Annotated in this window: 21 protein-coding genes and 3 tRNA genes; 8 read left to right on the top strand and 16 right to left on the bottom strand. The window is 73.9% G+C overall.

What is annotated here, in order from left to right:
• Positions 1-33: 33 nt before the first annotated feature.
• A complete protein-coding gene (locus tag ACF9IK_RS24845; RefSeq protein WP_395296306.1) occupies positions 34-1,518 on the top strand; it encodes an LCP family protein in 1,485 nt (494 codons plus the stop codon).
• Positions 1,519-1,582: 64 nt separating this feature from the next.
• Here the strand turns inward: ACF9IK_RS24845 and ACF9IK_RS24840 are convergent, their stop codons facing one another.
• Positions 1,583-2,524 (bottom strand): 1-aminocyclopropane-1-carboxylate deaminase/D-cysteine desulfhydrase, encoded by a 942-nt coding sequence (locus tag ACF9IK_RS24840; protein ID WP_395296305.1) that lies wholly within the window; start codon positions 2,522-2,524, stop codon positions 1,583-1,585.
• Between the two features lie 217 nt (positions 2,525-2,741).
• Positions 2,742-2,815 (bottom strand) — tRNA-Ile (locus ACF9IK_RS24835).
• 190 nt (positions 2,816-3,005) lie between these two features.
• Between ACF9IK_RS24835 and ACF9IK_RS24830 the strand changes: the two genes are divergently transcribed.
• Together ACF9IK_RS24830 and ACF9IK_RS24825 are read left to right on the top strand one after the other, a co-directional pair.
• Positions 3,006-3,860 carry a trypsin-like serine peptidase gene (locus ACF9IK_RS24830; RefSeq protein WP_395296304.1) on the top strand — a complete coding sequence of 285 codons (855 nt, stop codon included), beginning with the start codon at positions 3,006-3,008 and terminating at the stop codon, positions 3,858-3,860.
• Positions 3,861-3,977: 117 nt separating this feature from the next.
• The gene (locus ACF9IK_RS24825) at positions 3,978-4,724 is read left to right on the top strand and encodes a trypsin-like serine peptidase (RefSeq protein ID WP_395296303.1); all 747 of its coding nucleotides are present in this window, start codon (positions 3,978-3,980) and stop codon (positions 4,722-4,724) included.
• Between the two features lie 173 nt (positions 4,725-4,897).
• Here ACF9IK_RS24825 and ACF9IK_RS24820 read toward each other — a convergent pair.
• Together ACF9IK_RS24820 and ACF9IK_RS24815 are read right to left on the bottom strand one after the other, a co-directional pair.
• A tRNA-Asn gene (locus ACF9IK_RS24820) sits at positions 4,898-4,970 on the bottom strand.
• A 61-nt stretch (positions 4,971-5,031) separates the two neighbouring features.
• Positions 5,032-5,104: transfer RNA gene (locus ACF9IK_RS24815), tRNA-Asn, on the bottom strand.
• A 239-nt stretch (positions 5,105-5,343) separates the two neighbouring features.
• On the opposite strand from ACF9IK_RS24815, the gene ACF9IK_RS24810 reads away from it, so the two are divergent.
• From ACF9IK_RS24810 to ACF9IK_RS24800, 3 genes are all read left to right on the top strand, one after another.
• Positions 5,344-5,640 carry a hypothetical protein gene (locus ACF9IK_RS24810; protein WP_395298675.1) on the top strand — a complete coding sequence of 99 codons (297 nt, stop codon included), beginning with the start codon at positions 5,344-5,346 and terminating at the stop codon, positions 5,638-5,640.
• A gap of 107 nt (positions 5,641-5,747) precedes the next feature.
• Positions 5,748-7,181, top strand: coding sequence for an FGGY family carbohydrate kinase (locus ACF9IK_RS24805; RefSeq protein WP_395296302.1), 1,434 nt, complete (start codon positions 5,748-5,750; stop codon positions 7,179-7,181).
• Between the two features lie 592 nt (positions 7,182-7,773).
• Positions 7,774-8,964 carry a helix-turn-helix domain-containing protein gene (locus ACF9IK_RS24800; RefSeq protein WP_395296301.1) on the top strand — a complete coding sequence of 397 codons (1,191 nt, stop codon included), beginning with the start codon at positions 7,774-7,776 and terminating at the stop codon, positions 8,962-8,964.
• Positions 8,965-8,974: 10 nt separating this feature from the next.
• Here the strand turns inward: ACF9IK_RS24800 and ACF9IK_RS24795 are convergent, their stop codons facing one another.
• The 5 genes from ACF9IK_RS24795 to ACF9IK_RS24775 all read right to left on the bottom strand — a co-directional run bounded on the left by ACF9IK_RS24795 (position 8,975) and on the right by ACF9IK_RS24775 (position 15,783).
• A complete protein-coding gene (locus tag ACF9IK_RS24795) occupies positions 8,975-10,132 on the bottom strand; it encodes an RNA polymerase sigma factor (RefSeq protein WP_395296300.1) in 1,158 nt (385 codons plus the stop codon).
• A gap of 154 nt (positions 10,133-10,286) precedes the next feature.
• Positions 10,287-12,194: a DNA primase gene (dnaG, locus tag ACF9IK_RS24790; RefSeq protein ID WP_395296299.1), complete on the bottom strand. Its 1,908-nt coding sequence runs from the start codon at positions 12,192-12,194 to the stop codon at positions 10,287-10,289.
• 90 nt (positions 12,195-12,284) lie between these two features.
• A complete protein-coding gene (locus ACF9IK_RS24785) occupies positions 12,285-13,595 on the bottom strand; it encodes a deoxyguanosinetriphosphate triphosphohydrolase (RefSeq protein WP_395296298.1) in 1,311 nt (436 codons plus the stop codon).
• Positions 13,596-13,602: 7 nt separating this feature from the next.
• On the bottom strand, positions 13,603-14,661 hold the full coding sequence (locus tag ACF9IK_RS24780) for an SGNH/GDSL hydrolase family protein (RefSeq protein ID WP_395296297.1): 1,059 nt from the start codon (positions 14,659-14,661) through the stop codon (positions 13,603-13,605).
• A gap of 177 nt (positions 14,662-14,838) precedes the next feature.
• Complete coding sequence (locus ACF9IK_RS24775) at positions 14,839-15,783, bottom strand: PAC2 family protein (RefSeq protein ID WP_395296296.1); 945 nt, start codon at positions 15,781-15,783, stop codon at positions 14,839-14,841.
• A gap of 713 nt (positions 15,784-16,496) precedes the next feature.
• On the opposite strand from ACF9IK_RS24775, the gene ACF9IK_RS24770 reads away from it, so the two are divergent.
• Complete coding sequence (locus ACF9IK_RS24770; protein ID WP_395296295.1) at positions 16,497-17,225, top strand: GNAT family N-acetyltransferase; 729 nt, start codon at positions 16,497-16,499, stop codon at positions 17,223-17,225.
• Between the two features lie 147 nt (positions 17,226-17,372).
• Here ACF9IK_RS24770 and ACF9IK_RS24765 read toward each other — a convergent pair whose 3' ends face one another.
• A complete protein-coding gene (locus ACF9IK_RS24765; protein ID WP_395296294.1) occupies positions 17,373-18,626 on the bottom strand; it encodes an ADP-ribosylglycohydrolase family protein in 1,254 nt (417 codons plus the stop codon).
• 194 nt (positions 18,627-18,820) lie between these two features.
• On the opposite strand from ACF9IK_RS24765, the gene ACF9IK_RS24760 reads away from it, so the two are divergent.
• Entirely contained in the window at positions 18,821-19,042 is a 222-nt protein-coding gene (locus ACF9IK_RS24760) for a hypothetical protein (protein ID WP_395296293.1), read from the top strand.
• A gap of 25 nt (positions 19,043-19,067) precedes the next feature.
• Here the strand turns inward: ACF9IK_RS24760 and ACF9IK_RS24755 are convergent, their stop codons facing one another.
• The 6 genes from ACF9IK_RS24755 to ACF9IK_RS24730 form a co-directional block, all read right to left on the bottom strand.
• Positions 19,068-19,385, bottom strand: coding sequence for a transcriptional regulator (locus tag ACF9IK_RS24755; protein ID WP_395296292.1), 318 nt, complete (start codon positions 19,383-19,385; stop codon positions 19,068-19,070).
• Positions 19,385-19,855: a hypothetical protein gene (locus tag ACF9IK_RS24750; RefSeq protein ID WP_395296291.1), complete on the bottom strand. Its 471-nt coding sequence runs from the start codon at positions 19,853-19,855 to the stop codon at positions 19,385-19,387. The genes ACF9IK_RS24755 and ACF9IK_RS24750 overlap by 1 nt, the downstream gene beginning before the upstream one ends.
• A gap of 134 nt (positions 19,856-19,989) precedes the next feature.
• The gene (locus ACF9IK_RS24745; RefSeq protein ID WP_395296290.1) at positions 19,990-20,541 is read right to left on the bottom strand and encodes a ribonuclease domain-containing protein; all 552 of its coding nucleotides are present in this window, start codon (positions 20,539-20,541) and stop codon (positions 19,990-19,992) included.
• A 217-nt stretch (positions 20,542-20,758) separates the two neighbouring features.
• Positions 20,759-23,467: a pyruvate, phosphate dikinase gene (gene ppdK / locus ACF9IK_RS24740; RefSeq protein ID WP_395296289.1), complete on the bottom strand. Its 2,709-nt coding sequence runs from the start codon at positions 23,465-23,467 to the stop codon at positions 20,759-20,761.
• A 564-nt stretch (positions 23,468-24,031) separates the two neighbouring features.
• Complete coding sequence (dusB, locus tag ACF9IK_RS24735; RefSeq protein WP_395296288.1) at positions 24,032-25,201, bottom strand: tRNA dihydrouridine synthase DusB; 1,170 nt, start codon at positions 25,199-25,201, stop codon at positions 24,032-24,034.
• A 153-nt stretch (positions 25,202-25,354) separates the two neighbouring features.
• The gene (locus ACF9IK_RS24730; RefSeq protein WP_395296287.1) at positions 25,355-26,131 is read right to left on the bottom strand and encodes a DUF4097 family beta strand repeat-containing protein; all 777 of its coding nucleotides are present in this window, start codon (positions 26,129-26,131) and stop codon (positions 25,355-25,357) included.

Below are 26,131 nucleotides of genomic sequence, written 5' to 3'. Positions count from 1 at the left end.
AGCTCACGACGTCGGCGCATCATACGGATCGCTGTGGGCCTCGCCGCCGTTCTGGTGCTGTCCGTCGCGGGAGCCGGAGCCTGGTTCTACCACCGGCTGGACAGCAACATCACCACCTTCGACGCGGGCGGCGTCGCCACCGAGCGGCCGCCGGCCCCCGTCCCGGTCACCCCGGGCGCCTCCGTCCCTGTCAACGTCCTGGTGCTCGGCTCGGACACCCGGGACGACGGCAACGCCGACCTCGGCGGCGGCGACCTCGGCGTCGGCCACTCCGACACCGCGATCCTGCTGCACGTCTACGCCGACCACAAGCACGCCGTCGGGGTCTCCATACCCCGCGACGCCCTGGTGACCGTCCCGTCCTGCCGCCTGCCGGACGGCAGCTGGACGAAGCCCAAGGCCAGCCAGATGTTCAACTCCGCCTTCACCATAGGCGAGTTCCCCAAGGGGAACCCGGCCTGCACGCAGAACACCGTCGAGACGCTGACCGGCCTGCGGATCGACCACACCATCGTGGTGGACTTCAAGGGCGTCGCCGCGATGACCGAGGCGATCAACGGCGTGGACGTCTGCGTCCCCAACGACGTGAACTCGCACAACATCCAGCTCAAGAAGGGCATGCAGCGGCTCTCCGGCCAGCCGGCCGTGGACTACCTGCGGGCCCGCTACGGGTTCGGCGACAACTCCGACATCGGACGGATGAAGCGCCAGCAGGCCTTCCTCTCCTCGATGATCAGTAAGATCCAGGGCCTCGGCTTCTCGCTGCCGACCCTGCTCCCGCTGGCCGACGCGGCCACCCGCTCGCTCACCGTGGACGAGGGCCTCGGCACCGCGATGAAGCTGGTGGACTTCGCCCAGTCGCTGCAGGGCATCAAGCTCTCCGACATCACCTTCGTCACCACCCCCTGGCGCTTCGCCGGGGACCGGGTCGCCCTGGTCCACCCGGACGTGGACACCCTCTGGAAGCTGCTGCGCGAGGACCGCACCCTGGACGGCCGGAGCACCGGCCAGTCCGGCGCCGCGTCGGCCGCCTCCCCGTCGGACGCCCCCACCGCCTCGCCGACGGCGCTCGGCCCGGAGGAGGCGGCCGTACCGGTCACCGTGGTCAACGGCGTCGGCACCCCCGGGCTGGCCGGCAGCGCGGCGAAGGCGGTGCGCGGCAAGGGCTTCACCGACGTCGAGCTGGGCGCCGTCAACGGCAGCCGGCTGACCACCGAAATCGCCTACGACCCGGCGCAGAAGGCGGCCGCCGACCAGCTGGCCCCGCTCTTCCCGGGGGCACGGCTGGTCGAGGAGCCCGGCTCGGACGGGATCACCGTGACGCTCGGCCGCGACTACCGGCCGGCACCGTCCACCGGGCTCGACTCCCTCGGCGCGGCCGCCGCCGGCCCCACCGAAGGGCCGTCCGACGCCCCGTCCGGCGGCCCCTCGGCGACGCCGAGCGGGGTGCCCACCGGCATCGCCGAGAACGCCCGCGGGGCGGACACCGACCCCTGCGCCGACCTGACCTTCGGCTGACACCCGGGCGGGCCGGCCCGGCCCGTCCCCGGTAGCGGCGCCCGGCACCCGGCACCCGGTCCGCTCAGACGACCGGGCCCGGGCCGTTGTCCGGGTCCGGGTCCGGCAGGCCGGTGACCACCGCGGTCAGCCGGGTGCCCGCCGGGAAGGCCCCGGCCCGTGCCCCGGCGTACAGGCCGGCGAGCAGCTTGGCGACGTACCGGCGCTCCAGCGCGACACCGTGGCGCCGCTCGAACCCCTCGGCGAAGGCGGCGAGCTCGACCGGCACCCGGCCGTAGCCGCCACCGTGGTGCCCGTGGTCGATCCGCCAGTTGCCGAACTCGCGCCCGTAGGCGGCCCGGTGCAGCCCGGCCACCTCGCCCTCCAGGTAGCCCTCGCCGCCGCGCAGCACCGCGATGCCGAGTGCCCGTGCACCCGGTGGCAGCCCGGCCGCGATGCCGGCCAGCGTCCCGCCGGTGCCCACCGGGCAGCAGACCACGTCCCGCTCGCCGAGGTCGGGGAGTTCACCCGGGATCGCCGCCGCGCCGATCGCCGCCAACGCGTTGGAGCCGCCCTCCGGCAGGACCAGGCAGGGCCCCCAGCGCCGCTGCAGCTGCGCCGTCACCGCGGCGTCGGCGGCGCAGCGGGCAGCCGTCTCCCGGTACGCCGACCGGGAGAGGAAGACCAGCTCCATCCCTGCCGCCTCGGCAGCCCGGAGCGACCAGTTGCGCGGTGCACCGGCCAGCTCCTCGCCCCGGACCAGCCCGACGCTCTCCAGGCCGAGCGCCCCGGCGGCCACCGCGACGGCGCGCAGGTGGGTGGAGTAGGCCCCGCCGAAGGTCAGCAGCCGGGTGTGCCCCTGCTCCCGCGCGGCCGCCAGGTTGGGCCCGAGCTTGCGCCACTTGTTGCCCGGCACGGTCGGGTGCAGCAGGTCGTCCCGCTTGAGCCGCAGCTCCACCCCGGCCCGCTCCAGCACCTCGTCGGTGCAGTCCAGCAGGGGGGTCGGCAGCAGTGCGGGTTCGAGCATCGGGCCAGGATACGGAGCGGCCGGGCGGTCGCGCCCGCGCGAGCGCCCCGGCGGCGGGCCGGGCACCGTGGCACCGGGCCGTGCCGGCGTCAACGCGCCCTCAGCGCGGACCTGTTCGAGTGACATCCGGCCTGTCGGCACGTCCGCCGGGGCCCGCGGTCACTAGAGTTCGTGCAGATGACCACACCTGGTCAAACCCGGACGTCCGGGCGAAGGGTGGGGCGGGTGGGACTCGAACCCACGACCAAGGGATTATGAGTCCCCTGCTCTAACCGGCTGAGCTACCGCCCCGGTTCGCCGCCCGCACCGGTGACCCGGTCCGGCAGCAGCAGACGGCCCCGCGAGGCCGTCCCGGGCAGCATAGCCGGTCGATCACCCGTGGTGCGCGCCGGGGGCGCACATGGGTACGCGCGGACGCACGCCTCCCCGCGCGGCGCAGCCCCGGTGGCGGCCAGGCCCGGCCTCCGGCCAGCCTGGGCGGATGACGGCACGTGAGCCGGCGGTGCTCGGCGCCGCCCTTGCGGTCCTGACGGCCGCGGGCTGCACCACGGCGGCGGGCCCCGGCGGCGCCACCCCGACGGTGAGCTCGCGGCCCGCCTCGGCCGCCTCCGCCGCCGCGGAGAGCCACGGCTGGAGCCGCGAACGGCTGCGCGAAGCGCTCGGCCGGCACCCCGGCGTCACCCGGACCGCCAAGCCCACCGTGCTCAACGGACTGGTCGGCGCGGTGTTCACCCGCAACGCGGACGGCGACCACTTCTGCACCGCCAGCGTGGTCGACAGCGCCGGGCTCGACCTGATCGTCACCGCCGCGCACTGCGTCTGGGACCCGAAGCTCGGCCAGCGCTCAGACCTGGTCTTCGTCCCCGGCTACCGGGACGGCGAGACCCCGAGCGGTGTCTGGCCGCTGCTGTCGGTCACCGTCGACCAGGCCTGGAAGGACGGCGGCGACCCGGACGTGGACGTCGCCTTCGCGGTCGTGCAGTCCCGGAACGGGCAGCAGGTGCAGCAGGTGCTCGGCGCCAACCGGCTGGGCGTCGACTGCGGCTACCGGCTGCCGGTCAAGGTCACCGGCTACCCCGGAACCAGCGAGGTGCCGATCACCTGCAGCAACACCACCTCCGAGCAGAGCCCCACCCAGCTGCGGATCGACTGCCCGGACTGGACCGGCGGCACCAGCGGCAGCCCCTGGGTGACCGACTTCGACCCGGACACCCGGACCGGGACCGTGGTGGGCGTGATCGGCGGCCACCAGGAGGGCGGCAACACCCCGGACACCTCCTACAGCAGCTACTTCGGCGCCCGCGCCCAGGCCCTGTACGACCGTGCCACCGGGTGAACCCGGTGGCCGGGGACCCGGCGGTGGCGTCCCCGGGCCGGGCCTGGTAGATCTTCCTCACGAACGGCGGAACGCACGACCCGCAGACCCCGCCCCAGAGGACGAGACGGAGCCCGGATGGCCTCCCGCCCGGTACGGCCCGCACGCATGGCCCCCGCGGCCGTGCTGGCGGCCCTGCTGCTGGCCGCCGGCGCCTGCGGCGGTGGGGAGGATCAGCCGCCGAGCGCCGCGGTGGCACCGCCGAGCCCGGCCGGCGACCGGGTGGGCACCCTCTCGATCCGCGACGCCCAGGGCCCGCGGGCCTGCACGGCCAGCGTGGTGCACAGCCCGCGGCGGAATCTGCTGGTGACCGCCGCGCACTGCGTGCAGAGCCGCCGGGTCGGCCTGCTGGACGGCCTGGTGTTCACCCCCGGCTACCGCAACGGTTACTCCCCCTACGGGAGTTGGCCGGTGCAGTCGATCACCGTCGACCCGCGCTGGGCGGCCGAGGACGACCCCGAGTACGACGTGGCGTTCGTCACGGTCCGGGCGATCGGCGGCCGGGAGGTCGAGGACGCGGTCGGCGGCAACCCGCTCGCCACCGGGCAGGGCGTCGGTCTCGCCGTCTCGGTGACCGGCTACCCCAACGAGAGCGACGAGCCGATCACCTGTTCGGCCCGGACCAGCTCGCAGAGCCCCACCCAGGAGCGCTTCGACTGCGGCGGCTACACCAACGGCACGAGCGGCAGCCCCTGGGTCACCCCGGCCGGTGCGGTCGTCGGCGTGATCGGCGGCTACCAGGAGGGCGGCGAGACCGACGGCACCTCCTACAGCGTCGCCTTCGACGACCGGGTCGCCGAGCTCTACCGCAGGGCCACCGCCTGAGCCGGACCGCCGCGCGTCCGCCCGGGGCCCGTCGTGCGGGGCAGCCCCGGAGACGAGGACGTGACGGACGCGACACCCGGCCGTGCGGGAGCGGCGGCCCGGCACAACACGAAGGCCCCCCGGTCGTCCGAGGGGCCTTCGCTCTGAGCAGTCACCGGGAGCACCCGGCGCAGCTCCCGCATTTGGACTCGAACCAAAAACCTGCCGGTTAACAGCCGGCTGCTCTGCCAATTGAGCTATGCGGGATCGCGGTGGGCAACCGCCTCACCACGGACAGGAGAACCGGCCTGACGGCCGCCCACCTGAGCTCCCCCAATTGGACTCGAACCAATAACCTGCCGATTAACAGTCGGCTGCTCTGCCAATTGAGCTATGGGGGATCGAGCTTCCGCTTCGGCCCCCGGTCTCCCGGGCTCCTCGGCGCTCGCTGCGGGACATACATTAGCGCACTCGGGGGGGTGGTCCGCCAATCGCTTTCCCCGGCCGCCCCGGGGCCCGTCCGGCGCGCCCCCCGCGCGCCCGGCTCACCCCCCGGGGATGCTGGGGGCACGGACGGTTCGCCGCCCCGACGGACGGGTAGGGCAATGCGGCAGAGGCCGCCAGGAGAGGGTGGAATCCGATCATGTGGAAGCTGTCGTTGATCGTCGGACTCGCGGCGGGCTACGTCCTGGGCTCGCGGGCCGGGCGCCAGCGGTACGAGCAGATCGCCAAGGTCACCCGGCAGGTCGCCCAGAACCCCAAGGTGCAGGGCGCCGCCGACAAGGCCAAGCACCAGGCCGGGGCGGTCGCCGGGAAGGCCGCCGGCGCCGTGGCGGACAAGGTCGGGGACCGGCTGCCGAACCGGGTGACGGACCGGGTGCCGTACTTCAACCGCCCCCGGACGGAGGACGACGGCTGGGGTACCTTCCGTCCGTGACGCGCAGGTGACGGCCGGCCGTACACCGCGCCTGCGGGACGGAACCGAACGGGCAACACTTGCCCGGGTCGCCAGCGTCGGCGCGCCCGCTGAGGCATGATCTCGGCATGGCCATCGTCGCGGGGATAGACAGCTCGACCGGTCGCACCCGGATCGTCGCGTGCGACACCGGGACCGGCGCGGTGCTGAGGTCCGGCAAGGCCCCGCACCCCGCGCCGGAGCAGGCGGAGACCCGGGCCGGCGAGGCCGACCCGCAACTCTGGCTGCACTCGCTCGGCGACGCCGCGGCGGGCGGCCTGCTGGAGGGCGTCCGGGCGATCGGCGTCAGCGCGCAGCAGCACGGCATGATCGGCCTGGACGCCGGAGGCGTGCTGGTGCGGCCCGCGATCCTCTGGAACGACCCGCGCTCCAGCGGCGCCGCCGCCGCACTGGTGGACGCCCTCGGCGGCCCGGCGGCCTGGACGGCCGCGATCGGCGCCGTCCCCGGCCCCACGTACACCATCGCCAAGCTGCGCTGGCTGGCCGAGTTCGAGCCGGCCAACGCCCGCCGGATCGCCGAGGTGCTGCTGCCGCACGACTGGCTGGTCTGGCAACTGCTCGGCCACCCCAAGCGGCGCACCACCGACCGCGGCGACGCCTCCGGCACCGGCTACTGGTCGCCGATCACCGGCGAGTACCGCCAGGACCTGATCGAGCTGGCGCTCGGCCACGGCCTGAGGCTCCCCGACGTGCTCGGCCCCGCCGAACCGGCCGGGCAGACCCCCGAGGGCCTGCTGATCTCCGCCGGCACCGGTGACAACATGGCCGCCGCGCTCGGCCTCGGCCTCGGGCCCGGTGACGCGGCGGTCTCGCTCGGCAGCTCCGGGACGATCTTCGCCGTGCACGAGGACGCCGTGGTGGACGCCACCGGCCTGGTCTCCTCGTTCGCCGACGCCACCGGCCGCCACCTGCCGATGGTCGCCACCCTGAACGCCGCCCAGGTGCTCCGCTCCACCGCCGCGCTGCTCGGGCAGGACCTGGAGGGCCTGAGCGACCTCGCCCTGCAGTCCAGCCCCGGCGCGTACGGGCTGGTGCTGCTGCCCTACCTGGACGGCGAGCGGACGCCCGCACTGCCGCACGCGGCCGGCACCCTGACCGGGATGCGGGCCGAGTCGATGGCCCCGCAGCACGTCGCCCGGGCCGCCGTCGAGGGCATGCTCTGCAACCTCGCGGACGCGCTGGACGTCCTGCGCGCCCGGGGCGTGCCGGTGAACCGGGTCTTCCTGCTCGGCGCTGCCGGTCGGCTCCCGGCCGTCCGGCAGATCGCCCCGCTGGTCTTCGGCGTTCCGGTCGTGGTGCCGCCGCCCGGCGCCCACGCGGCGCGCGGCGCGGCCCGGCAGGCCGCCTGGGCGCTGGCCGGCACCCCGGAGCCGCCGCGCTGGGAGCTGCCGGGGGCCGAGACCGTCACGCCGGACGCCGAGCAGGACCTGCCGGTCGGTTCCGCGGTGCGCCAGCAGTTCCGGGCCGCCCGAGAGCAGATCCACCCGGAGACGGCCGGCTGAGCCGGGCCTGGGTGCGTGGGACGGCCCCGGGCGACGTGATCGCCGCGATCGACGGGTGTGGCGCGTTCTAAGGGATCGGCGTCGCGACCGGCGTCTTCGGGCCGTCACGGCGGCCGCGGGAGCTCGGGGCCGAACCGTCCCGGCGGAAGAGACCGGTCTGCCGGGCCAGACGACGCTCCGGCCCTGACGGCCCGCCGCCGCGGAGGCGGAAAGGAAGTCGCGGCGGGGAGGGCGGCACGAAACGCCCTCCCCGCCGCGCGTCCCTGCGATCCGGGGCAGCCTCCCCCCGCGAGGCTGCCCCGGCCGGTGGGGGATTCGGGACGGCAGGGAGCCAGGTCCACGACGGTCTCCGGACGAAGAATCCGGGCTCCGCAGTGGGCCGACGCGAGAACTCTGCACGACTGACCAGTGAATGTTCGAGCCGCGACCGGGGTTGTGAGACACTTCCGTCCGTCTCAGAGCGGTGACCTGGGGTTTGAGACGGCTGGTCGGTGAGGTTGGAGACGCGAAGCCGCCCCTGGGCCGGGCCGGTGCACCTCCCGACCCCAGTTCGCTCCCCGCGTCCCCCCGTCTCTCGTGTTGGGAAGACCGCATGGCATCCGCCTGGAAAGAACTGCCGGACGAACTGTCCGAGCCCGCTGCGCGCCTGACGGAGCGGCTGCGCGCCGTCAAGGACGCGACCGGACTCTCGCTGTCCGAGCTGGCCGCCCGGACCCACTACAGCCGGGCCTCCTGGGAGCGCTGGCTGAACGGCAAACGGGTCATCACCGAGCAGGCGCTGGAGGCACTGATCGGCACCGTCGAGTGCGACGGGCCCGCGCTTCGGGCGCTCTGGGCGCAGGCCTCGGCCCCGGCGGCCGTCGTCGCGGCCGAGGCCTGCGCCGAGCCGGACGCGGCGGGCGGGGCGGAGGCGCCCGAGGCCGTGACGGCCGCCTCGGGTGCGGAGGGGTCCGCCGAGCCGTCCGCGGGCGCCGCCGGGCCCCTCGCCGCAGCCGCCGAGGCCGAGCAGCCCGGCGCCGAGGCGGACCCGGTCGAGGAACCGTCGGGCGAGCAGACGTCCACCGGGCAGCCGTCCGCCGAGGAGCCCGCGGCCGAGCCGGGGCCGTCCACCCGGGCGGCCGCGCCGTGGTGGCGGCGGCCGGTCGCGCTCGTGGCCGGCGGCCTGGTGCTGACGGTGCTCCTGGGCGCGGCCGGATTCCGGTACAGCCGCGACGGCGCGGAGGAGCAGACCGCCGACGCGCAGCCCGCTCCGACCGCGACGGCCGGTACGGCCCCGCCCGCCAAGCCCGTCTCCCCGGCCCCGCCCGGGCCGAGCTGCCAGGCGATGGGCTGCGCGCACAAGGACCCCAAGACCACCGGCTGCGGCGCCGACGCCCGCACGGTGCAGACCGGCAACATCGGCAAGGTGGTCATCTACCTCCGCTACAGCCAGAAGTGCCAGGCCGCCTGGGCCGCCATCACCGAGGGCGAGCCGGGCGACAGCGCGACCGTCACCAGCAGCACCGGCGAGGAGGAGACAGCCCTGATCCACTGGGGCTACGACAACTACTCGATGATGGTGAACGCCGGCGATCCGGCCACCACCTTCCGGGTCTGCGGACACCAGCCGGCCGGGGACGCCTGCACGGCGAGCGTCTCGCACCTCGCCCAGCTGGTCGCCTCCACCCCGATCCCGATCGGTCCGGCCTCCCCGCCCCAGGCCTCTCCGCCCCCCGCCGCCGCAAGTCCCTCGGCCCCGGCACCCCCGGCGACCGCCGACCCTTCCGAGTCGGCCGCACCCTAGCCTCCCCGGTCTAGTCGAGGTAGCCGCGGAGCTGTTCGGCGAAGGCGTGGTCGCGGAGCTTCACCAGAGTCTTGGACTCGATCTGGCGGATCCGCTCCCTGGTCACCCCGAACAGCACGCCGATCTCCTCCAGGGTGCGCGGGCGCCCGTCGTCCAGACCGTAGCGGAGCTGGACGACCTGGCGCTCGCGCTCGCCGAGGGTGGCCAGCACGGCCTCCAGGTGCTGACGCAGCAGCAGGAAGGCGGCCGACTCGGCGGGTGAGGCGGCGTCGGCGTCCTCGATCAGGTCGCCGAGCGCCACGTCGTCCTCCTCACCGACCGGGGTGTGCAGCGAGATCGGTTCCTGGGCGAGCCGCAGCAGCTCGCGCACCCGCTCCTCGGTCAGTTCCAGGGCGGCGCCGATGTCGGCCGCGGTCGGTTCCAGGCCGCGTTCCTGGAGCAGTGCGCGCTGGACCCGGATCACCCGGTTGATCAGCTCGACCACGTGCACCGGCACCCGGATCGTCCGGGCCTGGTCGGCCAACGCCCGGCTCATCGCCTGCCGGATCCACCACGTCGCGTAGGTGGAGAACTTGTAGCCCCGTGCGTAGTCGAACTTCTCCACCGCCCGGATCAGCCCGAGGTTGCCCTCCTGGATCAGGTCGAGGAGGGTCAGCCCACGGCCGACGTAGCGCTTGGCCACCGAGACCACCAGGCGCAGGTTGGCCTCGATCAGCCGCCGCTTGGCGATCCGGCCGATCACCACCAGGGTGTCCAGTTCGCCGGCCAGCGGGTCGGACGGCGCGGGTTCGCGGTGCAGCCGCTCCTCGGCGAACAGGCCGGCCTCGATCCGGCGGGCCAGCTCCACCTCCTCGACGGCGGTCAGCAGCCGGATCCGGCCGATCTCGCGCAGGTACTGGCGGAGCAGGTCGGCGGCCGGGCCGCTCGCGTCGGCGGCCGCGGGGCCGGGACCGGCGTCGTAGGCGTCGGCTTCGGCCTCCGGGTCGGGCCCGGGTCTGAGCCCGCCGGACTCCTCGTCGCCGTCGCGTGCCTCGGGGTGGCCCTCCCGGGGGCCCTGGGACGGCGCCCGGGCCCCGTCCGGGGGCGGAGCCCCGGCCCGGCCGTGGTCGTCGTGGGGGGCGAGCTGGTCGGTGGTCGGGCGGGCGGTCGTGGCAGAGCCTTGGTCCACGGGCATCCCCTCGGGGCGGGCGCGACTCTGGCGGACCCGCGCTGTACGGAGCTGGGACGCCCTCCAGTGTGCGGCACGCCACACTCCGTGGCCGAGACTCCTGCGCGGACTTTTCTCCCGGCGGGGGGTCGCGGCGGCGGCCGGGGGACGGGCCCTACAGCCCCGCCGCGCCCTGGCTGCGCAGTCGTTCCTTGTACTGCTGCAGCTGCCAGAGCTCGTTGCTCACGGCGTGCCACTCCTCACTCGCGCCCCGGGCGTGGAGTTGGTTGAGGTACGCGCGACCCTCCGCGATCCGCTGGTCGACCGCCTGGAGGCGCAGCTTCACCAGGAACTCCCCCGCGTAGACCGCGTCCGCCTTGCGGCGCGAGCGCACCGGCTCGACGGTCAGCTCGGTGACCAGTGAGCGGACCTGGTCGTCCGGCGCGGCCTCGCGCACCGCGCTGGTGAAGTCGGCCAGGCCGGCTCCGTACGCGGCACCGCCGGCCTGGGCGATGGCGCGGCGCACGGCGGTGTACGGCGGGGTCGGGAACTCGTCCTCGCCGTAGTGGTCGAAGGCCGGCGAGACCAGCTCCGGGTGCTGGAGGGCGAGCTTGAGCAGCTCGCGCTCGACGAACTGGGCCGGGTCGCGCGGGTTGAGCACGAAGGCCGGACGGGCGGGCCGGACCGGCTGGGCGGGGTCGGGGCGGCGCTGCTGGCCGTTGGCCCGCGGGTTCTGCTGGCGCTCGCGTTCCCAGCGGGCGAGCTGGGAGATGCGGCGCACCACGAACTGCTCGTCCAGGATGCCGAGCATCCCGGCCAACCGGACGGCGTACTCGTGCTGGATCGAGCGGTCCTTGATCCGGGCGACGATCGGCGCGGCCTCCTCCAGCGCCGCCGACCGGCCCTCCGGGTTCTCCACCCGGTGCCGGGCGACGGCCGAGCGCAGCGCGAACTCGAACAGCGGCACCGGGTTGTCGATCAGCTCGCGGACGGCCTCGTCCCCCTTGGCCAGGCGCAGGTCACACGGGTCCATGCCGCCGGGGCTGACCGCGATGGACGTCCGGGCGGCGAACTTCTGGTCGTCCTGGAAGGCGCGCAGGGCGGCCTTCTGGCCGGCCGCGTCGCCGTCGAAGGTGAAGACCGTCTCGCCCCGGTAGCTGGCGTTGTCCATCATCAGCCGACGGATGATCTTGATGTGGTCCTCGGCGAAGGCGGTGCCGCAGGTGGCCACCGCCGAGGTGACGCCCGCCAGATGGCAGGCCATCACGTCGGTGTAGCCCTCCACCACCACGGCCCGGCCGGACTTGGCGATCTCCCTCTTCGCCAGGTCGATGCCGTACAGCACGTGGGACTTCTTGTAGATCGGCGTCTCGGGGGTGTTCAGGTACTTCGGGCCGTTGTCGTCCTCGCGCAGGCGGCGGGCGCCGAAGCCGACCACCTCGCCCGCGATGTCGCGGATCGGCCAGACCAGCCGGCCCCGGAAGCGGTCGATCAGGCCGCCGCGCTGGCCCTGCGAGGCCAGGCCGCCGAGCAGGATCTCCTTGTCGCTGAAGCCCTTGCCCCGCAGGTAGCGGACCAGGTGCTCCCAGCCGGCCGGGGCGTAGCCGACGCCGAAGGTCCGGGCGGCCTCCTCGTCGAAGCCGCGCTCGGCCAGGAAACGGCGGCCGATCTCCGCCTCCGCCGAGGCGAGCTGCTCCTGGTAGAAGGCGGCGGCCACCTTGTGCGCCTCGACCAGCCGGGTCCGCTCGCCCTGCTGGTGGCGGGGGCTGTAGCCGCCCTCCTCGTAGCGGAGCGTGATGTTGGCCTGGGCGGCCATCCGCTCGACGGCCTCGGCGAAGGTGAAGTGCTCGATCTTCATCAGGAAGGCGATGGTGTCGCCGTTCTCCTGGCAGCCGAAGCAGTGGAAGACGCCCTTGGCGGGGTTCACGTAGAAGGAGGCGGACTTCTCGTCATGGAAGGGGCAGACGCCCTTGTACTCGCCTCCGCCGCCGTTGGTCAGCTGAACGTAGTCGCCGACCACCACGTCGATCGGCAGTGCGCTGCGCACCGCCTGTACGTCTTCGTCCCTGATCCGCCCGGCCACCCCGGAAGTCTACTGGGGCGGCCGGACTTTCCCGGGGGCTGGCGGGGACGGCGTGACCGGCGCCTCACCGGCGGGCCGCCGCCCCGGGGATCACGTCCAGGCGGCGCCGACCAACTTGGCGTGGAGGGCCAGGGCGGAGGCGTCGGTGAGGGTGGCGATCTGGTCGATCACCGCGCGGAGGGCGGCGCGGTCGTCCTCCGCCTCCCGGTAGAGGGCCGCGAAGACCGGGTCCAGCCCCTCCGGAGCGCGCTGGTTGAGCACGTAGGCGAGCTCGGCGATCACGATCCGCTGGCGGGCCCGCAGCTGGGCCTGTTCGTCGCGCTGCATGACGAACCGGACGGCGACCGCCTTGAGCACGGCGCACTCCAGCCGGACGTCGCGCGGCACCACCAGTTCGGCCGCGTACCGGGTGAGCCGGCCGGGGCCGTAGCGGGCGCGGGTGGCCTGCTCGGCCGCCAGGCAGAAGCGGCCGATCAGCTGGCTGGTGAGGTCCTTCAGGCCGGCCCGGGCCCGGGCCGAGCCGTCGTACGAGCCGGGCCACCACTCCTGGGCGAGCAGCCGGTCCAGCGCGGCGGCCAGCTCCTCCGGCTCGGCGTCCGGCGCGTAGCGCTCGGCCACCTTGAACAGTTCGGCCCGCTCGCTCGGGGCGCGCAGCGCGGCCGGGTCGATGTGGCCGGCCTGGAGGCCGTCCTCGACGTCGTGGGTGGAGTAGGCGACGTCGTCGGCCCAGTCCATGACGGTCGCCTCGAAGCACTTGCGCCCGGCCGGGGAGCCGGCCCGCAACCAGCGGAAGACCGGGAGGTCGTCGGCGTAGACGCCGTACTTGTGGGAGGCCGGTTCGACCGGGTGGGAGCCGTGCGTCCAGGGGTACTTGGTGGCCGCGTCGAGCGCGGCGCGGGTCAGGTTGAGGCCCACGCTGCGGCCGGGCCGGGGTGCGAGCCGGCCCGGCGGGTCGTCCTGCGGTGCGAAGCGCTTCGGCTCCAGGCGGGTGAGGATGCGCAGCGACTGTGCGTTGCCCTCGAAGCCGCCGCAGGCCTCGGCGGCCTGGTCGAGGGCCTCCTCGCCGGTGTGGCCGAACGGCGGGTGGCCGATGTCGTGGGCGAGGCAGGCGGTCTCCACGAGGTCCGGGTCACAGCCCAGCGCGGCGCCCAACTCGCGCCCGACCTGGGCGCATTCGAGCGAGTGGGTGAGCCGGGTGCGGGGGAAGTCGCTGCGCATCGGCGCCACCACCTGGGTGGTTCCGGCCAGCCGGCGCAGGGCGGCGGAGTGGAGCACGCGGGCACGGTCGCGCTGGAACGCCGTCCGGCCGGGGCGCTTGTCCGGCTCGGGCACCCAGCGGGCCTCGGCAGCGTGGTCGTACGGGCTCGGGGCGGCGATGAGGCTCTGCGCGGTGTCGTCCATATGACCTTCACGGTACGCCGGACGTCCGACACCGGAAGTGTGCCGCGCGCGAAGGGGCGCGGGCCGGGACGTGAATCCCCGCCCCGCGCACCGCCTTCAGCACCGCCGCGGCCACGCCCTCCTGCCCCCTGGCGTTGGGGTGGATCGCCGCCAGGCCGGGCGCCGGGAAGGGCGGCTCGACCCAGCGGGCGGCCTCGCCGGCGCACATGTCGTGGCCGGCCGAGGGCGCGGCCGCGTCGACGAACACCGCGCCGGCGGCCTCGGCCCGGTGCCTGAGCATGGCGTTCAGCTGCTGCTCCTTCTCCACCAGGAAGGCCAGGTCGCCCGGGGCGACGGCGCTGCCGAGCACCGGGAGGCAGCTCGCCGGATCGGCGGGCAGCAGCGTCGGGTAACCGACCACGTAGACCCTGGCCTGCGGGGAACGCTGCCCGATGTCCGTCAGGATCCGGCCCAGCCGTTCGCCGGTCGCGTCCACCTTGCGCTGCACCTGGTCGGCGGCGCCGCCGGCCGAGGTGTAGTGCTCGCGGCAGGGCGCCTCCGTCCGGCCGGCGCCGACCAGCCCCTTCACGGCGTCGACCAGGTTCTCCCGGGCGCAGGCGCCGACGACCTCCATGAACCCCGCGTCGTTGCCGCCGATCCCCACCGTGACCAGCCGGGTCGCCGGAGTGAGCGCTTCGAGCTGCGGCGGGTTGGCGCCGCCGTCGGTCTCCTGGGAGCCGGTGAGGTCCCCGGTACGGGCGCCGCTGCAGCTGACGTCCTTGAACTGCCCGGCCGCCAGGCCCAGCGCCTTGGCTACCAGGGACGGGTAGTTGACCGCCGAGCGGGCGCAGCCGGCGGGCTCGCCCACCTGCGGGGCGATCTTCAGGCCCGAGGTGTAGGAGTCGCCGAGGGCGACGTAGGGGCCGGTGGGGGTCGGGGTCGGGGTGGGCGTGGCCCGCAGCGGGCGCGGGCCGTCCGACGCCCCGGCGGCGGAGCCCTCGGAGCCGCCGCTGCAGCCGGCCAGCAGCAGCGCGGCGAGGGCGGCGGACAGGACGGCGGTCGTCGTCGGGCGTGCGGGCACAGGCATGGATCCCCCCGGGGGTCGGAACGGTGACGTCTCTCCCTGCGGCGGCCCGTCCCCCGGGCACCTCTGCCCCCAACGAACGGACAGCGCCGGATGACTCCCGCCCCGGGCGGGGATTCTCCGCCCCGCTCCCCCTGGGCCCGCGCCCCCGCCACCCGGGTGCGGCCTCTTCGGGGGCGGCTACTCGGGGCCGCGCTCGTGCTCGGCGAGGAACTGCTCGAAGCGCCGGCCCAGCTCGTCCGCCGAGGGCAGGTCCACCGGCTCGGCCAGCAGGCTCTCCCGGCCCTCCGCGCCCGCGACCGCGTCGTACTGGCCCTCCATGCCGCGGATCGCCGAGCGCAGCTCACCGTCGCCCTGGGCCAGTTGCTCCTCGATGTCCGCGTAGACCTCGCCGACCCGGGTGCGCAGCCCGGTGCCCGGCAGGACCAGGCCGGTGGCCGACTGCACCGCCTCCAGGATCAGCACCGCCGCGGCCGGGTACTCCGAGCGGGCCACGTAGTGCGGCACGTGCACCGCGAAGCCCAGGACGTCGTGCCCGGCCTCGGCGAGCCGGTACTCCAGCAGGGCCTGGGCGCTGCCGGGGACCTGCGCCTGCTCGAACCACTGCGGGTAGCCGGCCGCGAGGTCGAGCCGGTTGCCGTGCGGCGTCAGGCCGACCGGGCGGGTGTGCGGCACGCCCATCGGGATGCCGTGGAAGTCCAGCGTCAGCCGCACCCCGAACTGCTCGACCAGCTCGCGCACGGCGACGACGAAGCGCTCCCACTCGACGTCCGGCTCCGGCCCCGTGAGCAGGAGGAACGGCGAGCCGGCCGCGTCGTGGACCAGCTGGAGCAGGATCTCCGGAGGGGCGTAGGACGTCCAGCTCTCGCGGTCGAAGACCATCGCGGGGCGCCGGGCCCGGTAGTCCACCAGGCGGTCGTGGTCGAAGCGGGCCACCACCTGGGGCGAGCCCTCCGCGAGCAGGTGGGCCACCACCTGGCCACCGGCCTCGCCGGCGTCCATGAAGCCCTCGAAGTGGTTGAGCAGCACCAACCCGGCGCCGGTGTCGGCCAGCGCGGCGTTCGCCGCGGCCACGGCGGCCACGCCCTGCTGATCCAGCTCGTACAGCGCCTGGGGATCACGCACCGCGAACCCAACCCCGTTCCCTGATCGTCGACTCGTACCTGCTTCTCCTCGTGTCCAGCGTGCCGGGACGCGCCGGAATTCCCGCCGCCGGCCGGCGGCGCCGCGACGCGGACCCGGTCGGAGGCCGGGGAGCCTGCGCGGCGCTCTCGAAGTGCCTTCGGAGCACCTGCGGAGCGCCTTCGGAGGCTCGTCCCGACCATGATCGCACCCGCCCGGAAAACCCCTGGTCACGGGCGTCCGCACACCCTCCGGCGGCCGCGCCGGGAAGCGCGGCGCGCCCATTCGTGTGCTGCGAAGTGACGCACCGCCTTCTGGCGGGTATCGTCCTCTCGCTGCCTCGCATCGTCGCGTCGTCGTCACGTCGTACCGTAACGCCGTCGATCACGTCCCGGACCGGTGCTCGGCCAGCCACCCACGACGCATCTTGCCTTCACCTGGCCGCCTGCTTCCCTTCGCGCTCTCGTTTCCTCATCGGCCATTTCGCGGACGCACACTGTCCCCTCGCTCATCCCGCCGGACCGGTCCGTGGACCCGTGTCCGTTCCGGCACCGCGCTGCCCGCCTCCGGGCCGTCGCCCCCGCCCCGCTCGACCGGACCTCCGGCGTGCACGGGTAACGGCGGGCGGACCCCGGACCGGGGCGAACGTCCACTGCATCCCGTGCCGCACCCCGGCGCGGGACGCACCCTACGACCGATGAAGGACCGAAGGTTCCGTGCCCGTACCTGTCATCCTCACCGGCCGCACCGTGCGGCTGGAGCCCCTTGCCGCGCACCACGCCGAGGCCATCGCCGAGGCCGGCGCCGAGGACCGTACGACCTACGCCTTCACCCCCGTCCCGCACGGCCCGGAAGCGGCCCGCGACTACATCGCGCGCGCCCTCGCCGACCAGGCCGCGGGCCGGTCGCTGCCGTTCGCGACGGTGAACCTCGCGGACGGCCGGGTGGTCGGCTCCACCCGGTTCCTGGAACTGGACTACTGGCAGGGCCCGGTCGTCTGGCCGCCGGTGCCCGGCGTGCCGTTCGGCGATCCGGCCACGGCCGTTCCGGACGCCGCCGAGATCGGCAACTCCTGGCTCTCCCCGCGCGCCCAGGGCACCGGCATCAACACCGAGGCGAAGCTGCTGATGCTGCGGTACGCCTTCGAGGAGTGGGGCGTGCAGCGGATCTCGATGCGCGCGGACGCCCGGAACATGCGGTCCCGGGCGGCGATCGAGCGGCTCGGCGCGACCTCCGAGGGCGTCCGCCGGGCGCACTCGCGCGGCCTGGACGGCGTGGTGCGCTCGACCGCGTTCTACTCGATCCTCGACGCCGAGTGGCCCGCGGTGCGGGACATCATCGAACTGCGGATCGCCGCCGCCACCTCGCCGAGCGCCCCGGAACGGGCGATCAACCAGGAGTGCCTTAGACACGGCGGCGGCGCCGGGCAGCTGATCACGGCCTGACGGTCACGGCGGGCCTGCGGGCAGCAGGCCCGACCGTTGCGCACCGGGGGCTTGCGTCCCCGCCGGCTCCGCGGCGGGCGCTCGCGTCCCGACCGGCTTCCGCTCGGCCGGTGGGCCAGGGCTCGCGCCGCGGCCCACCGGACGGGGTCAGGGCCGCTCGCCGGCGGCGGCGGACCGCAGCACCTGCACGAGCAGGGCGGGATCGCGCTCGCCCCCCTTCGACAGCGACCACCGGCGGTCGATCGCCTCGGCCACCGCGGAGACCGGGCGCCAGCCGTCCCGGCCTCGGACGACGGTCAGCTCCCAGACCGGGTCTCGCTGCGAGCGGCAGATCCGGACCGTGCCCTCGTGGGTGTGCACGGACCACCGGCGATCCGGCCCGATCTCCTGCGGCCCGCTCCGGATCCGCTGCCACTCCTCGTCGTTCCACCGCAGGTCGGGGACGGGCTGGGGGCGCGGCACCAGCATCGCGGCCCGGCCGCGGCCGCCGGGTACGCTCCCCGGTTCGGGGAACGCCCAGGCCGGGAGCGGCTCGCGGGCGGCCGTCCAGGCGGCCGGGATACCGGCGGTACCGGTGCACGCGGCGACCACGCCGCCGGTGATGGCCGCGACGGTGTCCATGTCCCCGCCCGCGCAGATCGCCTCCCAGATCGCGGCCGGGTAGTCGGTGAGCCGACGGGCCGCGCACCAGAGCGCGTACGGCACGGTGTCGGCGGCGCTGGTCCGGCTGCCGTTGCCGAGCACACGCGCGGCGACCGCGGGATCGGGCTCCCCCAGCAGGGCGATCGCCTCGGTCAGGCCGTCCCGCACGGCGCCGGCCGGCGTGTGGGACCGGACCCGGTCCAGGAACGTGGTCGGGGTCATCCGGACCTGCTGGCCCACCTGCACCGCGAAGGCGGCGGCCACCGCGACGGCGATCGCGCCGTCCACGGCCTGCGGATGGGTGTGGGTGATCAGCGCCGTCTCGGCGGCCGGCCGGATCGCCTTGGTGGGATCGGCGCCGTACAGCGCGCCCAGTGGGGCCACCCGCATCGCGGCACCGTTGCCGTAGGAGCCCTGGCCGTCGAAGAGCTCTGCGGCGAGCGCCCTGGCGTCACCGCCCTCGCGGACCAGCCGGAGCAGGCGGTTGGCGGCCGGGCCGTAGCCGCGGTCGAAGTCGTGGCGGCGGGCGAAGGAGTGCGTGAGGTCGAAGGTGTCGACCGCGCCTCGCTCGGCCCGCACCGCGTACACCGAGCAGGCCATCTCGGTGTCGTCGGTCCACGGCCAGGGGCCGGGCGGAACGGTGCGGGCGGCGAAGTGGGCCGCGGCGACGGCCGGGACGAAGAACTGGGCGCCGAGGGCGTCACCGACGGAAAGGCCGTTCAGTGCGTCGAGCGCAGGGCCGGAGTGAGGACTCGTCATCGCGCCCAGGCTCAGCGGACGGGCTGCCCCGCGTCAACTCCGATACCGGCCCGCTCCCCCGGCGGGCGATGTTCCGCACACTTCCGACCCGGTCGGGAAGCACCCGGGCATGAGCCGAGCCGATCGCCCCACTGCTGCCGCTCGGCGGCGACCGACAGCACATCGTCACCCGGGCGCAGTCGCGCCGTCTCGGCGTGCCGCCCGGGCCGATCGCACACCCGCAGCGGCCGGGCGGCTCCGAGCGGGACGACGGGCTCCGGAGCACCGCGGCCGCCCGGGCGACCGCGGCGGCACTCCCGGTCGTCCGGGTCACCTCCGTCCGGCTGCGCCGCGATCCCGCCCCCGCCCTGCGGGAGTTGGCCATCCTGATCGCCTCCGGGCCGCACGCCCGCGTCAGCTGGCGCAGGGCCCGGTGAGCCCGGTCTGCCGGGCCCGGCCGGGCTACTCGCGGTCGTGCTCCGCACCGGCCGCCTCGGCGGCGGCCACCAGGCGCTGGAGCTCGGTGATGTGCCCGGCCAGCGTGGCACGGCCGGACTTGGTAGCGGCGAGCCAGGTGCGCGGGCGCTTGCCGACGTAGCCCTTCTTCACCTTGACGTAGCCGGCCTCCTCCAGAGCGGTCGCGGCCTTGCTGAGCACCGAGTCGGAGACCCCGCAGTGGTCCCGGACGGCGCCGAACTCGGCCTCCTGGCAGGCGCTCAGGAAGGCGAGCACGGCGAGCCTGGTCGGGTGCTGCAGGAGCGGGTCGAGTCCGGCGGGCATCAGCGGGCCTCGAACTCGCGCCGGATACGGGTGTTCAGCCAGCGGGCCGTCACCCAGAAGGCCGCGCCCGCCACGGCGCCGATCGCCACTCCGAGCCCGCGGGCGTCGGCACCGGCGGCGTAGGCCAGCCCGGCCGCCGCCAGTGCCGCCCCGGCCACCTGCCCGAACGCGCGCCAGATCAGGTGCCGGTAGCCGCTGGCCGGCCACTGCACGATCCCTCCGGAGCGGGCGGAGGCCGCGGCCAGGGCCCCGATCACGGCGGCGAAGACCACGGCCAGCACACCGCTCAGCCAGCCCGTGTGGGAGTAGGCGGCATAGCCGACCCCGGCCCCGTAGAGCGTGAAGGCCACGGCGTGCACCGGGCCGAACCAGCCCGGCAGCGAGCGCGGGGCCTGTGCGGCGGCGCGGGCCTGCTCGGCGACGCGCAGCGCCTCCACCGCGGGAAGGCCGGCCGGAGCGGTGTCGTTCATGGAATCCCCCTGGAGTTCGGCGCCCCGACGGGGCGCCTCGTGCTTCCACTATGGCATCTACTTTCCGATGTGGAAAGTACTTCCAGGGGGGAGAGTTCTGCTGGTTCGAAAGTTCTGCCGGGGCTCGGGGTCCGTCAGCAACGGGCGTCGATCTCCTGGAAGCTGTCGTAGTGGTCGGCCGTCCAGTACTGCTCACCGGAACCACCGGTGACGACCCGTCGGGCGCCACGGTCGGCGGAGCCGGGGGTGACGACGGTGTACTCGTGGTAGTAGCCGGAGGCCTTGCGCGGGAGCCGGTTCTCCCGGTTCTCGAAGACGATGCCGTCCGAGCGGTACGGGTACGGCCCGCGCTTGGCGATCAGGCCGAGGGTGTCGAGGGCCTGAGCGGGCAGCCTGGTGCGGCAGACGTCGGCGAGCGCGGGGTCGGTGGGCACCCAGGTGCCGGCCGGGGCAGGGGCGGCGGCGGTCGCCCCGGGCGCGGAGGGCCTGGGGGTGCTCGTACGGGGCACGGTGGCCGTGCCGGCGGAGGCTGCACCGGTGGCGGTCGCAGTGGCGGTGGTCGCAGTGGTGGTGGCGCCGTGGTCCGCGCCGGTGCAACCGGCCGCCGCCAGGGCGCAGAGCAGGACGGCCAGACGGACGGCCAGACGGGCGGGCAGGCTGGCGGGCAGGCGGGTTCTGCTGGTCATGGGCCCCAGCTTGGCAGCCGGGTGGGCGGCGGGAGCGACGGCCGGCTCGGCCGCGGCCCGGGAAAGCAGGCGGCCGGGGCGGGAACGGACGCCGTTGTCCGTTCCCGCCCCGGCTGCGTTACGTACGCCGGTTCTCCTGCGCCGAGCTCCGGTGTACGCCCTCCCGACGGGAGGGATAGCGGTCAGCGAATGGAACCGCGCTGGAGGGATGCCTTCCTCAGCGCGAGTCGCTGCCCGCAGACTCGATGGCGGCGCGGCCGGCCTCCAGGCGCGCCACCGGGATCCGGAAGGGGGAGCAGGAGACGTAGTCCAGCCCCACCTCGTGGAAGAAGTGGACCGAGTCGGGGTCGCCGCCGTGCTCGCCGCAGACGCCGAGCTTGAGGTCGGGGCGGGTGGCCCGGCCGGCCTCGACGGCGTGCTTCACCAGCGAACCGACACCGTCGCGGTCGATGGTCTCGAACGGCGAGACCCCGAAGATGCCCTTCTCCAGGTAGGCCGTGAAGAACGAGGCCTCCACGTCGTCCCGGGAGAAGCCCCAGACGGTCTGGGTGAGGTCGTTGGTGCCGAAGGAGAAGAACTCGGCGGCCTCTGCGATCTGGCCCGCGGTCACCGCGGCGCGCGGCAGCTCGATCATGGTGCCGAGCTTGATGTCCAGCTGGACGCCGGTGGACTGCGCGACCTCGGCGAGCACGCGCTCGCACTCGTCGCGGACCAGCTCCAGCTCCTGGACGGTGCCGACCAGCGGGATCATCACCTCGGGGCGCGGGTCCCCGCCGGCCAGCTTCCGCTCGGCGGCGGCCTCGGCGATGGCACGGACCTGCATGCCGAACAGGCCGGGGATGACCAGGCCGAGGCGGACGCCGCGCAGGCCCAGCATCGGGTTCTGCTCGTGCAGCTTGTGCACGGCCTGGAGCAGGCGCAGGTCGTTCTCGTTCGGGTCCTTGCGGGCCTCGGCGAGGGCGACGCGCACCGACAGCTCGGTGATGTCCGGCAGGAACTCGTGCAGCGGCGGGTCGAGCAGGCGGACCGTCACCGGGAGGCCGTCCATCGCCTGGAAGAGCTCCAGGAAGTCGCCCTTCTGCAGCGGCAGCAGGGTGGAGAGTGCCAGCTCCCGGTCCTTGTCGTTGTCCGCCAGGATCAGGTGCTCGACCTCCTTGCGGCGCTCCTCGCCGAGGAACATGTGCTCGGTGCGGCACAGGCCGATGCCCTGGGCACCGTAGCGGCGGGCGCGCCCGCCGTCCTCGGCGTTGTCGGCGTTGGCGCGGACGGCGAGCCGGCGGCGGCCGTCGGCGTGCGACATCAGGCGGTGCACGGCCTGGACCAGGCCGCCCTGGACGTCGGCGCCGGCGTGCAGGGTGCCCTCGAAGTACTCGACCACCGGGGACGGCAGTACGGGCACCTCGCCCAGGTAGACCTTGCCGGTGGCGCCGTCGATCGAGACGACGTCGCCCTCCTCCAACACCATGCCGTCGGCGGTGGTCATCCGGCGGCGCTTGGTGTCGACCTCCAGCTCCTCGGCACCGCAGACACAGGTCTTGCCCATGCCGCGGGCGACGACGGCGGCGTGCGAGGTCTTGCCGCCGCGCGAGGTGAGGATGCCCTCGGCGGCGATCATGCCGTCCAGGTCGTCCGGGTTGGTCTCGCGGCGGACCAGGATGACCTTCTCGCCGGAGCGGGACCACTTGACGGCGGTGTACGAGTCGAAAACGATCTTGCCGATGGCCGCACCGGGGGAGGCGGCGAGGCCCCAGGCGATCTGCTTCGACTCGGTGTTCGGGGCGAAGCGCGGGAACATCAGCTGCGAGAGCTGGCCACCGGTGACCCGCATCAGGGCCTCGTCCAGGTCGATCAGGCCCTGGTCGACCAGCTGGACGGCGATCCGGAAGGCCGCGGCAGCGGTGCGCTTGCCGACACGGGTCTGCAGCATCCAGAGCTTGCCGCGCTCGATGGTGAACTCGATGTCGCAGAGGTCGCGGTAGTGGTTCTCAAGCTTCTGCATGATCGCCATCAGCTCGTCGTACGACTTCTTGTCGAGGTTTTCGAGCTCGGACAGCGGCAGGGTGTTGCGGATGCCGGCGACGACGTCCTCGCCCTGGGCGTTGGACAGGTAGTCGCCGTAGACGCCCTGGGCACCCGTGGAGGGGTCACGGGTGAAGGCGACACCGGTGCCGGAGTCCTCGCCGAGGTTGCCGAAGACCATGGTGCAGACGTTGACCGCGGTGCCCAGGTCGTTCGGGATGCGCTCCTGGCGGCGGTACAGCCGGGCGCGGTCGCCGTTCCAGGAGTGGAAGACGGCGTGGACGGCGAGGTCCATCTGCTCGCGCGGGTCCTGCGGGAAGGCCCGGCCGGTCTCGCGCTCGACGATGCCCTTGAACACCTCGACCAGTTCCTGGAGGTCGGAAGCATCCAGGTCCAGGTCGTTGGTGGTGCCCTTGGCGTGCTTGGCCTCGTCCAGGGCCTCCTCGAACAGCTCGCCGTCGACGCCCAGCACGGTCTTGCCGAACATCTGGACCAGGCGGCGGTAGGAGTCCCAGGCGAAGCGCTCGTTGCCGGACTGCGCGACCAGACCGACGACCGAGGCGTCGGAGAGACCGATGTTCAGGACGGTATCCATCATGCCGGGCATGGAGAACTTGGCACCCGAGCGCACCGAGACGAGGAGCGGGTTGTCGGCCTGGCCGAGCTTCTTGCCCATCTCCCGCTCAAGCGACTCAAGGTGCGCGCTGATCTCCTCGTGGAGCGAGGCCGGCTCGCTGCCGGTCTCCAGGAAGACCTTGCAGGCCTCGGTGGTGATGGTGAACCCCGGAGGGACGGGGAGGCCCAGGTTGGTCATCTCGGCCAGGTTCGCGCCCTTGCCGCCAAGAAGATCCTTGAGGTCCTTGTTTCCTTCGGTGAAGGAGTAAACAAACTTCTGCTGGGACGGCACGGGTCGGTCTCCTCGTACGCGGTTGCCCTGACGCCGGAGAACATACCCATTTCGAAGGCACTTTTGCGTCCCCGATAGGCCGTACGTGGCCAGTACGGAGCGGTAACCCAACAGATCGAATGCACATAAAGGCGTTCACCTCTGTTGGTGAAATCGTCCGGATGACGCTAGCTAGCGTTCAAGTCTTGAAGTCAAGGAAACCGGAAGATCACACGAGCGGGACGCAGGGTAGTGACCGACGGTCGAGTGGGTCGCCCCGGCTTGATTTCCTGCACCCGGACCGGCCGATCCCGCACCACTCCCCTTCGGGAAGCGATTCCCGGCCGAACTGGCCAATTCGTCCCCTGAGCAACCGTCAGCAGCCACCGTATGTGGCAAGCGTCACGAGCGCATCTCGCCGATCGGGCGTAGGCCACCTGCGTCGATCGTCGCACTCCGTCCAGAACCGTGCTCGCTTCGTGACATCGGCGCGCCAAAAGGGAGCCCTCTTGGCCGGATTGGACAAGAGGGCTGGGCCGCGGCGTCCATGACCTCACTGAGGGCAATTTCGCCACTATGGACAGGTCATCCGCCAGAGGTGTCCGATTCGGCGTCTACGCTCGGCAGCGCGCAATCGTACGGATCGTCCAACCACCCCTCGGGCAGAACCACCCGGTTGTTGCCGCTCGTCCGGCCGCGCGGGCCGTCCGCACCGGCCGGCCAGAGCTGGGACTGCTCCACCAGGGACAGGGTTTCGGCCAATTCGGCCAAGGAGGAGGAGTTGGCCAGCTTCACCCGCAGTTCGGAACCGACCGAGAAACCCTTCGTGTACCAGGCCACGTGCTTGCGGAAATCGATCACGCCTCGGGCCTCGTCGCCCAGCCACTCGCCGAGCAGCTGCGCATGGCGCACCATCGCCCGGGACACGTCGGCGAAGCTGGGGCGGGCGTAGTCGACCTCGCCCTCGAAGATCGCCACCAGGTCCTTGAACAGCCAGGGCCGGCCCAGACAGCCGCGCCCGACCACCACGCCGTCGCAGCCGGTCTCCCGCATCATCCGCACCGCGTCGTCGGCCGACCAGATGTCCCCGTTGCCGAGCACCGGGATGTGCGCCGGGACGGACTCCCGCAGCCGGGCGATCGCCGACCAGTCCGCGGTGCCGCCGTAGTGCTGGGCGGCGGTACGCCCGTGCAGGGCGATCGCGGCCACGCCCTCCTCGGCACCGATCCGGCCGGCGTCCAGGTAGGTGAGGTGGTCGTCGTCGATGCCCTTGCGCATCTTCATCGTGACCGGGAGGTCCCCGGCGTTGGCCACGGCCTCCCGGAGGATCTCGCGGAGCAGGTTCCGCTTGTAGGGCAGGGCCGAGCCGCCGCCCTTCCGGGTCACCTTGGGGACGGGGCAGCCGAAGTTCAGGTCGATGTGGTCGGCCAGGTTCTCGTCCGCGATCATCCGGGCCGCCTTGCCGACGGTGACCGGATCGACCCCGTAGAGCTGGATCGAGCGGGGCTTCTCGCTCGCGTCGAACTTGATCAGCTGCATGGTCTTGGCGTTGCGTTCGACCAGCGCCCGGGTAGTGATCATCTCCGAGACGTACAGGCCCTTGCCACCGCTCTGCTCGCGGCAGAGGGTGCGGAACGGCGCATTGGTGATGCCGGCCATCGGCGCCAGCACGACGGGCGGCCAGACCTGCATCGGTCCGATGGTCAGCGGTGCGAACTCGTCGGTGGTCGCGGTGGGTGCGGGCGTGGCTGTCATGCGCGGCTGACCTCGGGGACGGGGATGCGGGACTCTTCATTGTCCCCCACTCGGCGGACGGGCCCCCGGGGCGTCGGAATCGGCCGCCCCGGGGCGGCGTCGGCCGTCCCGACGGGCCCCGGTCCGCCCGGTCGTCCCCTGAGGCCGCCCCGGTCAGTCGTCCGAAGAGGTGGCGCTCACCGAACCGGAGGTCACCGCGACCCGGATCCGGTCGGGGCTGGAGGAGTCCGCCAGCAGCGGGTCGACGTGCCGGCTGCCCGAGCCCGCCTCGCCCGTGAAGGCGTACCGGGACCCCTTCGGCACGACCAGCTCCACCGAGCCGGAGGTCGCGCCCACGTCCACCGCGTGCGGCGGCCTGGCGAAGTCCAGGAACACCGATCCCGAGGTCGCCCCGACCTCCACCCGGGAGGAGGAGAGGTCCTTGCCCCGCACCGAGCCGGAGGTGGTCCGCGCGACCACCGACCCGGAGATCCCGTTCATCAGGATCTCCCCCGAGGTGGAGGAGAGCCGCACCTCCCCGCTCAGGCCCGACACCTGCAGGCTGCCGGAGGAGCCCTGGCCCTCCACCGCGACCGAGGGCGGCACCTCCAGCTCGATCAGCGCGCCGCAGCTGACGTCCACCCCGGGGAGCAGCTGGTTGCACCGCATCGCGACGGTCAGCGTGCTGCCCAGGAACTCCGCCGAGACGACCGGCTTGCGCACCGTCCAGTCCAGCCGCCGCCGGACCACCACCTGGCCCTCGGCACCGGGCCTGACCACGACCGCCGCGGGGCCGGTGTCCAGCACCACCCTGGTCGCCGCGACCGGGTACGTCCGCTCCGACACCGTCTGCTGCTGCACCGCCACGGCCCAGGTCTGCACCGCCCCGACGACCAGCACCGCCGCCAGGGACAGCGCCCCGACCGTCCGCCAGACCCGACCCTCCCGCAC

It is taken from the genome of Kitasatospora hibisci (assembly GCF_043950205.1).
Lineage (GTDB): Bacteria > Actinomycetota > Actinomycetes > Streptomycetales > Streptomycetaceae > Kitasatospora > Kitasatospora hibisci.
Note: the sequence above shows the minus strand (reverse complement) of the source record. Positions and strands in the feature narration are given on the sequence as shown.

Coding starts and splice junctions, on each gene's coding strand:
- ACF9IK_RS24780 (WP_395296297.1), bottom strand. CDS start 14,661: ATGCCTGTGCCCGCACGCCCGACGACGACCGCCGTCCTGTCCGCCGCC.
- ACF9IK_RS24745 (WP_395296290.1), bottom strand. CDS start 20,541: ATGACCAGCAGAACCCGCCTGCCCGCCAGCCTGCCCGCCCGTCTGGCC.
- dusB (WP_395296288.1), bottom strand. CDS start 25,201: ATGACAGCCACGCCCGCACCCACCGCGACCACCGACGAGTTCGCACCG.
- ACF9IK_RS24830 (WP_395296304.1), top strand. CDS start 3,006: ATGACGGCACGTGAGCCGGCGGTGCTCGGCGCCGCCCTTGCGGTCCTG.
- ACF9IK_RS24805 (WP_395296302.1), top strand. CDS start 5,748: ATGGCCATCGTCGCGGGGATAGACAGCTCGACCGGTCGCACCCGGATC.
- ACF9IK_RS24755 (WP_395296292.1), bottom strand. CDS start 19,385: ATGCCCGCCGGACTCGACCCGCTCCTGCAGCACCCGACCAGGCTCGCC.
- ACF9IK_RS24800 (WP_395296301.1), top strand. CDS start 7,774: ATGGCATCCGCCTGGAAAGAACTGCCGGACGAACTGTCCGAGCCCGCT.
- ACF9IK_RS24825 (WP_395296303.1), top strand. CDS start 3,978: ATGGCCTCCCGCCCGGTACGGCCCGCACGCATGGCCCCCGCGGCCGTG.
- ACF9IK_RS24785 (WP_395296298.1), bottom strand. CDS start 13,595: ATGGACGACACCGCGCAGAGCCTCATCGCCGCCCCGAGCCCGTACGAC.
- ACF9IK_RS24750 (WP_395296291.1), bottom strand. CDS start 19,855: ATGAACGACACCGCTCCGGCCGGCCTTCCCGCGGTGGAGGCGCTGCGC.
- ACF9IK_RS24765 (WP_395296294.1), bottom strand. CDS start 18,626: ATGACGAGTCCTCACTCCGGCCCTGCGCTCGACGCACTGAACGGCCTT.
- ACF9IK_RS24840 (WP_395296305.1), bottom strand. CDS start 2,524: ATGCTCGAACCCGCACTGCTGCCGACCCCCCTGCTGGACTGCACCGAC.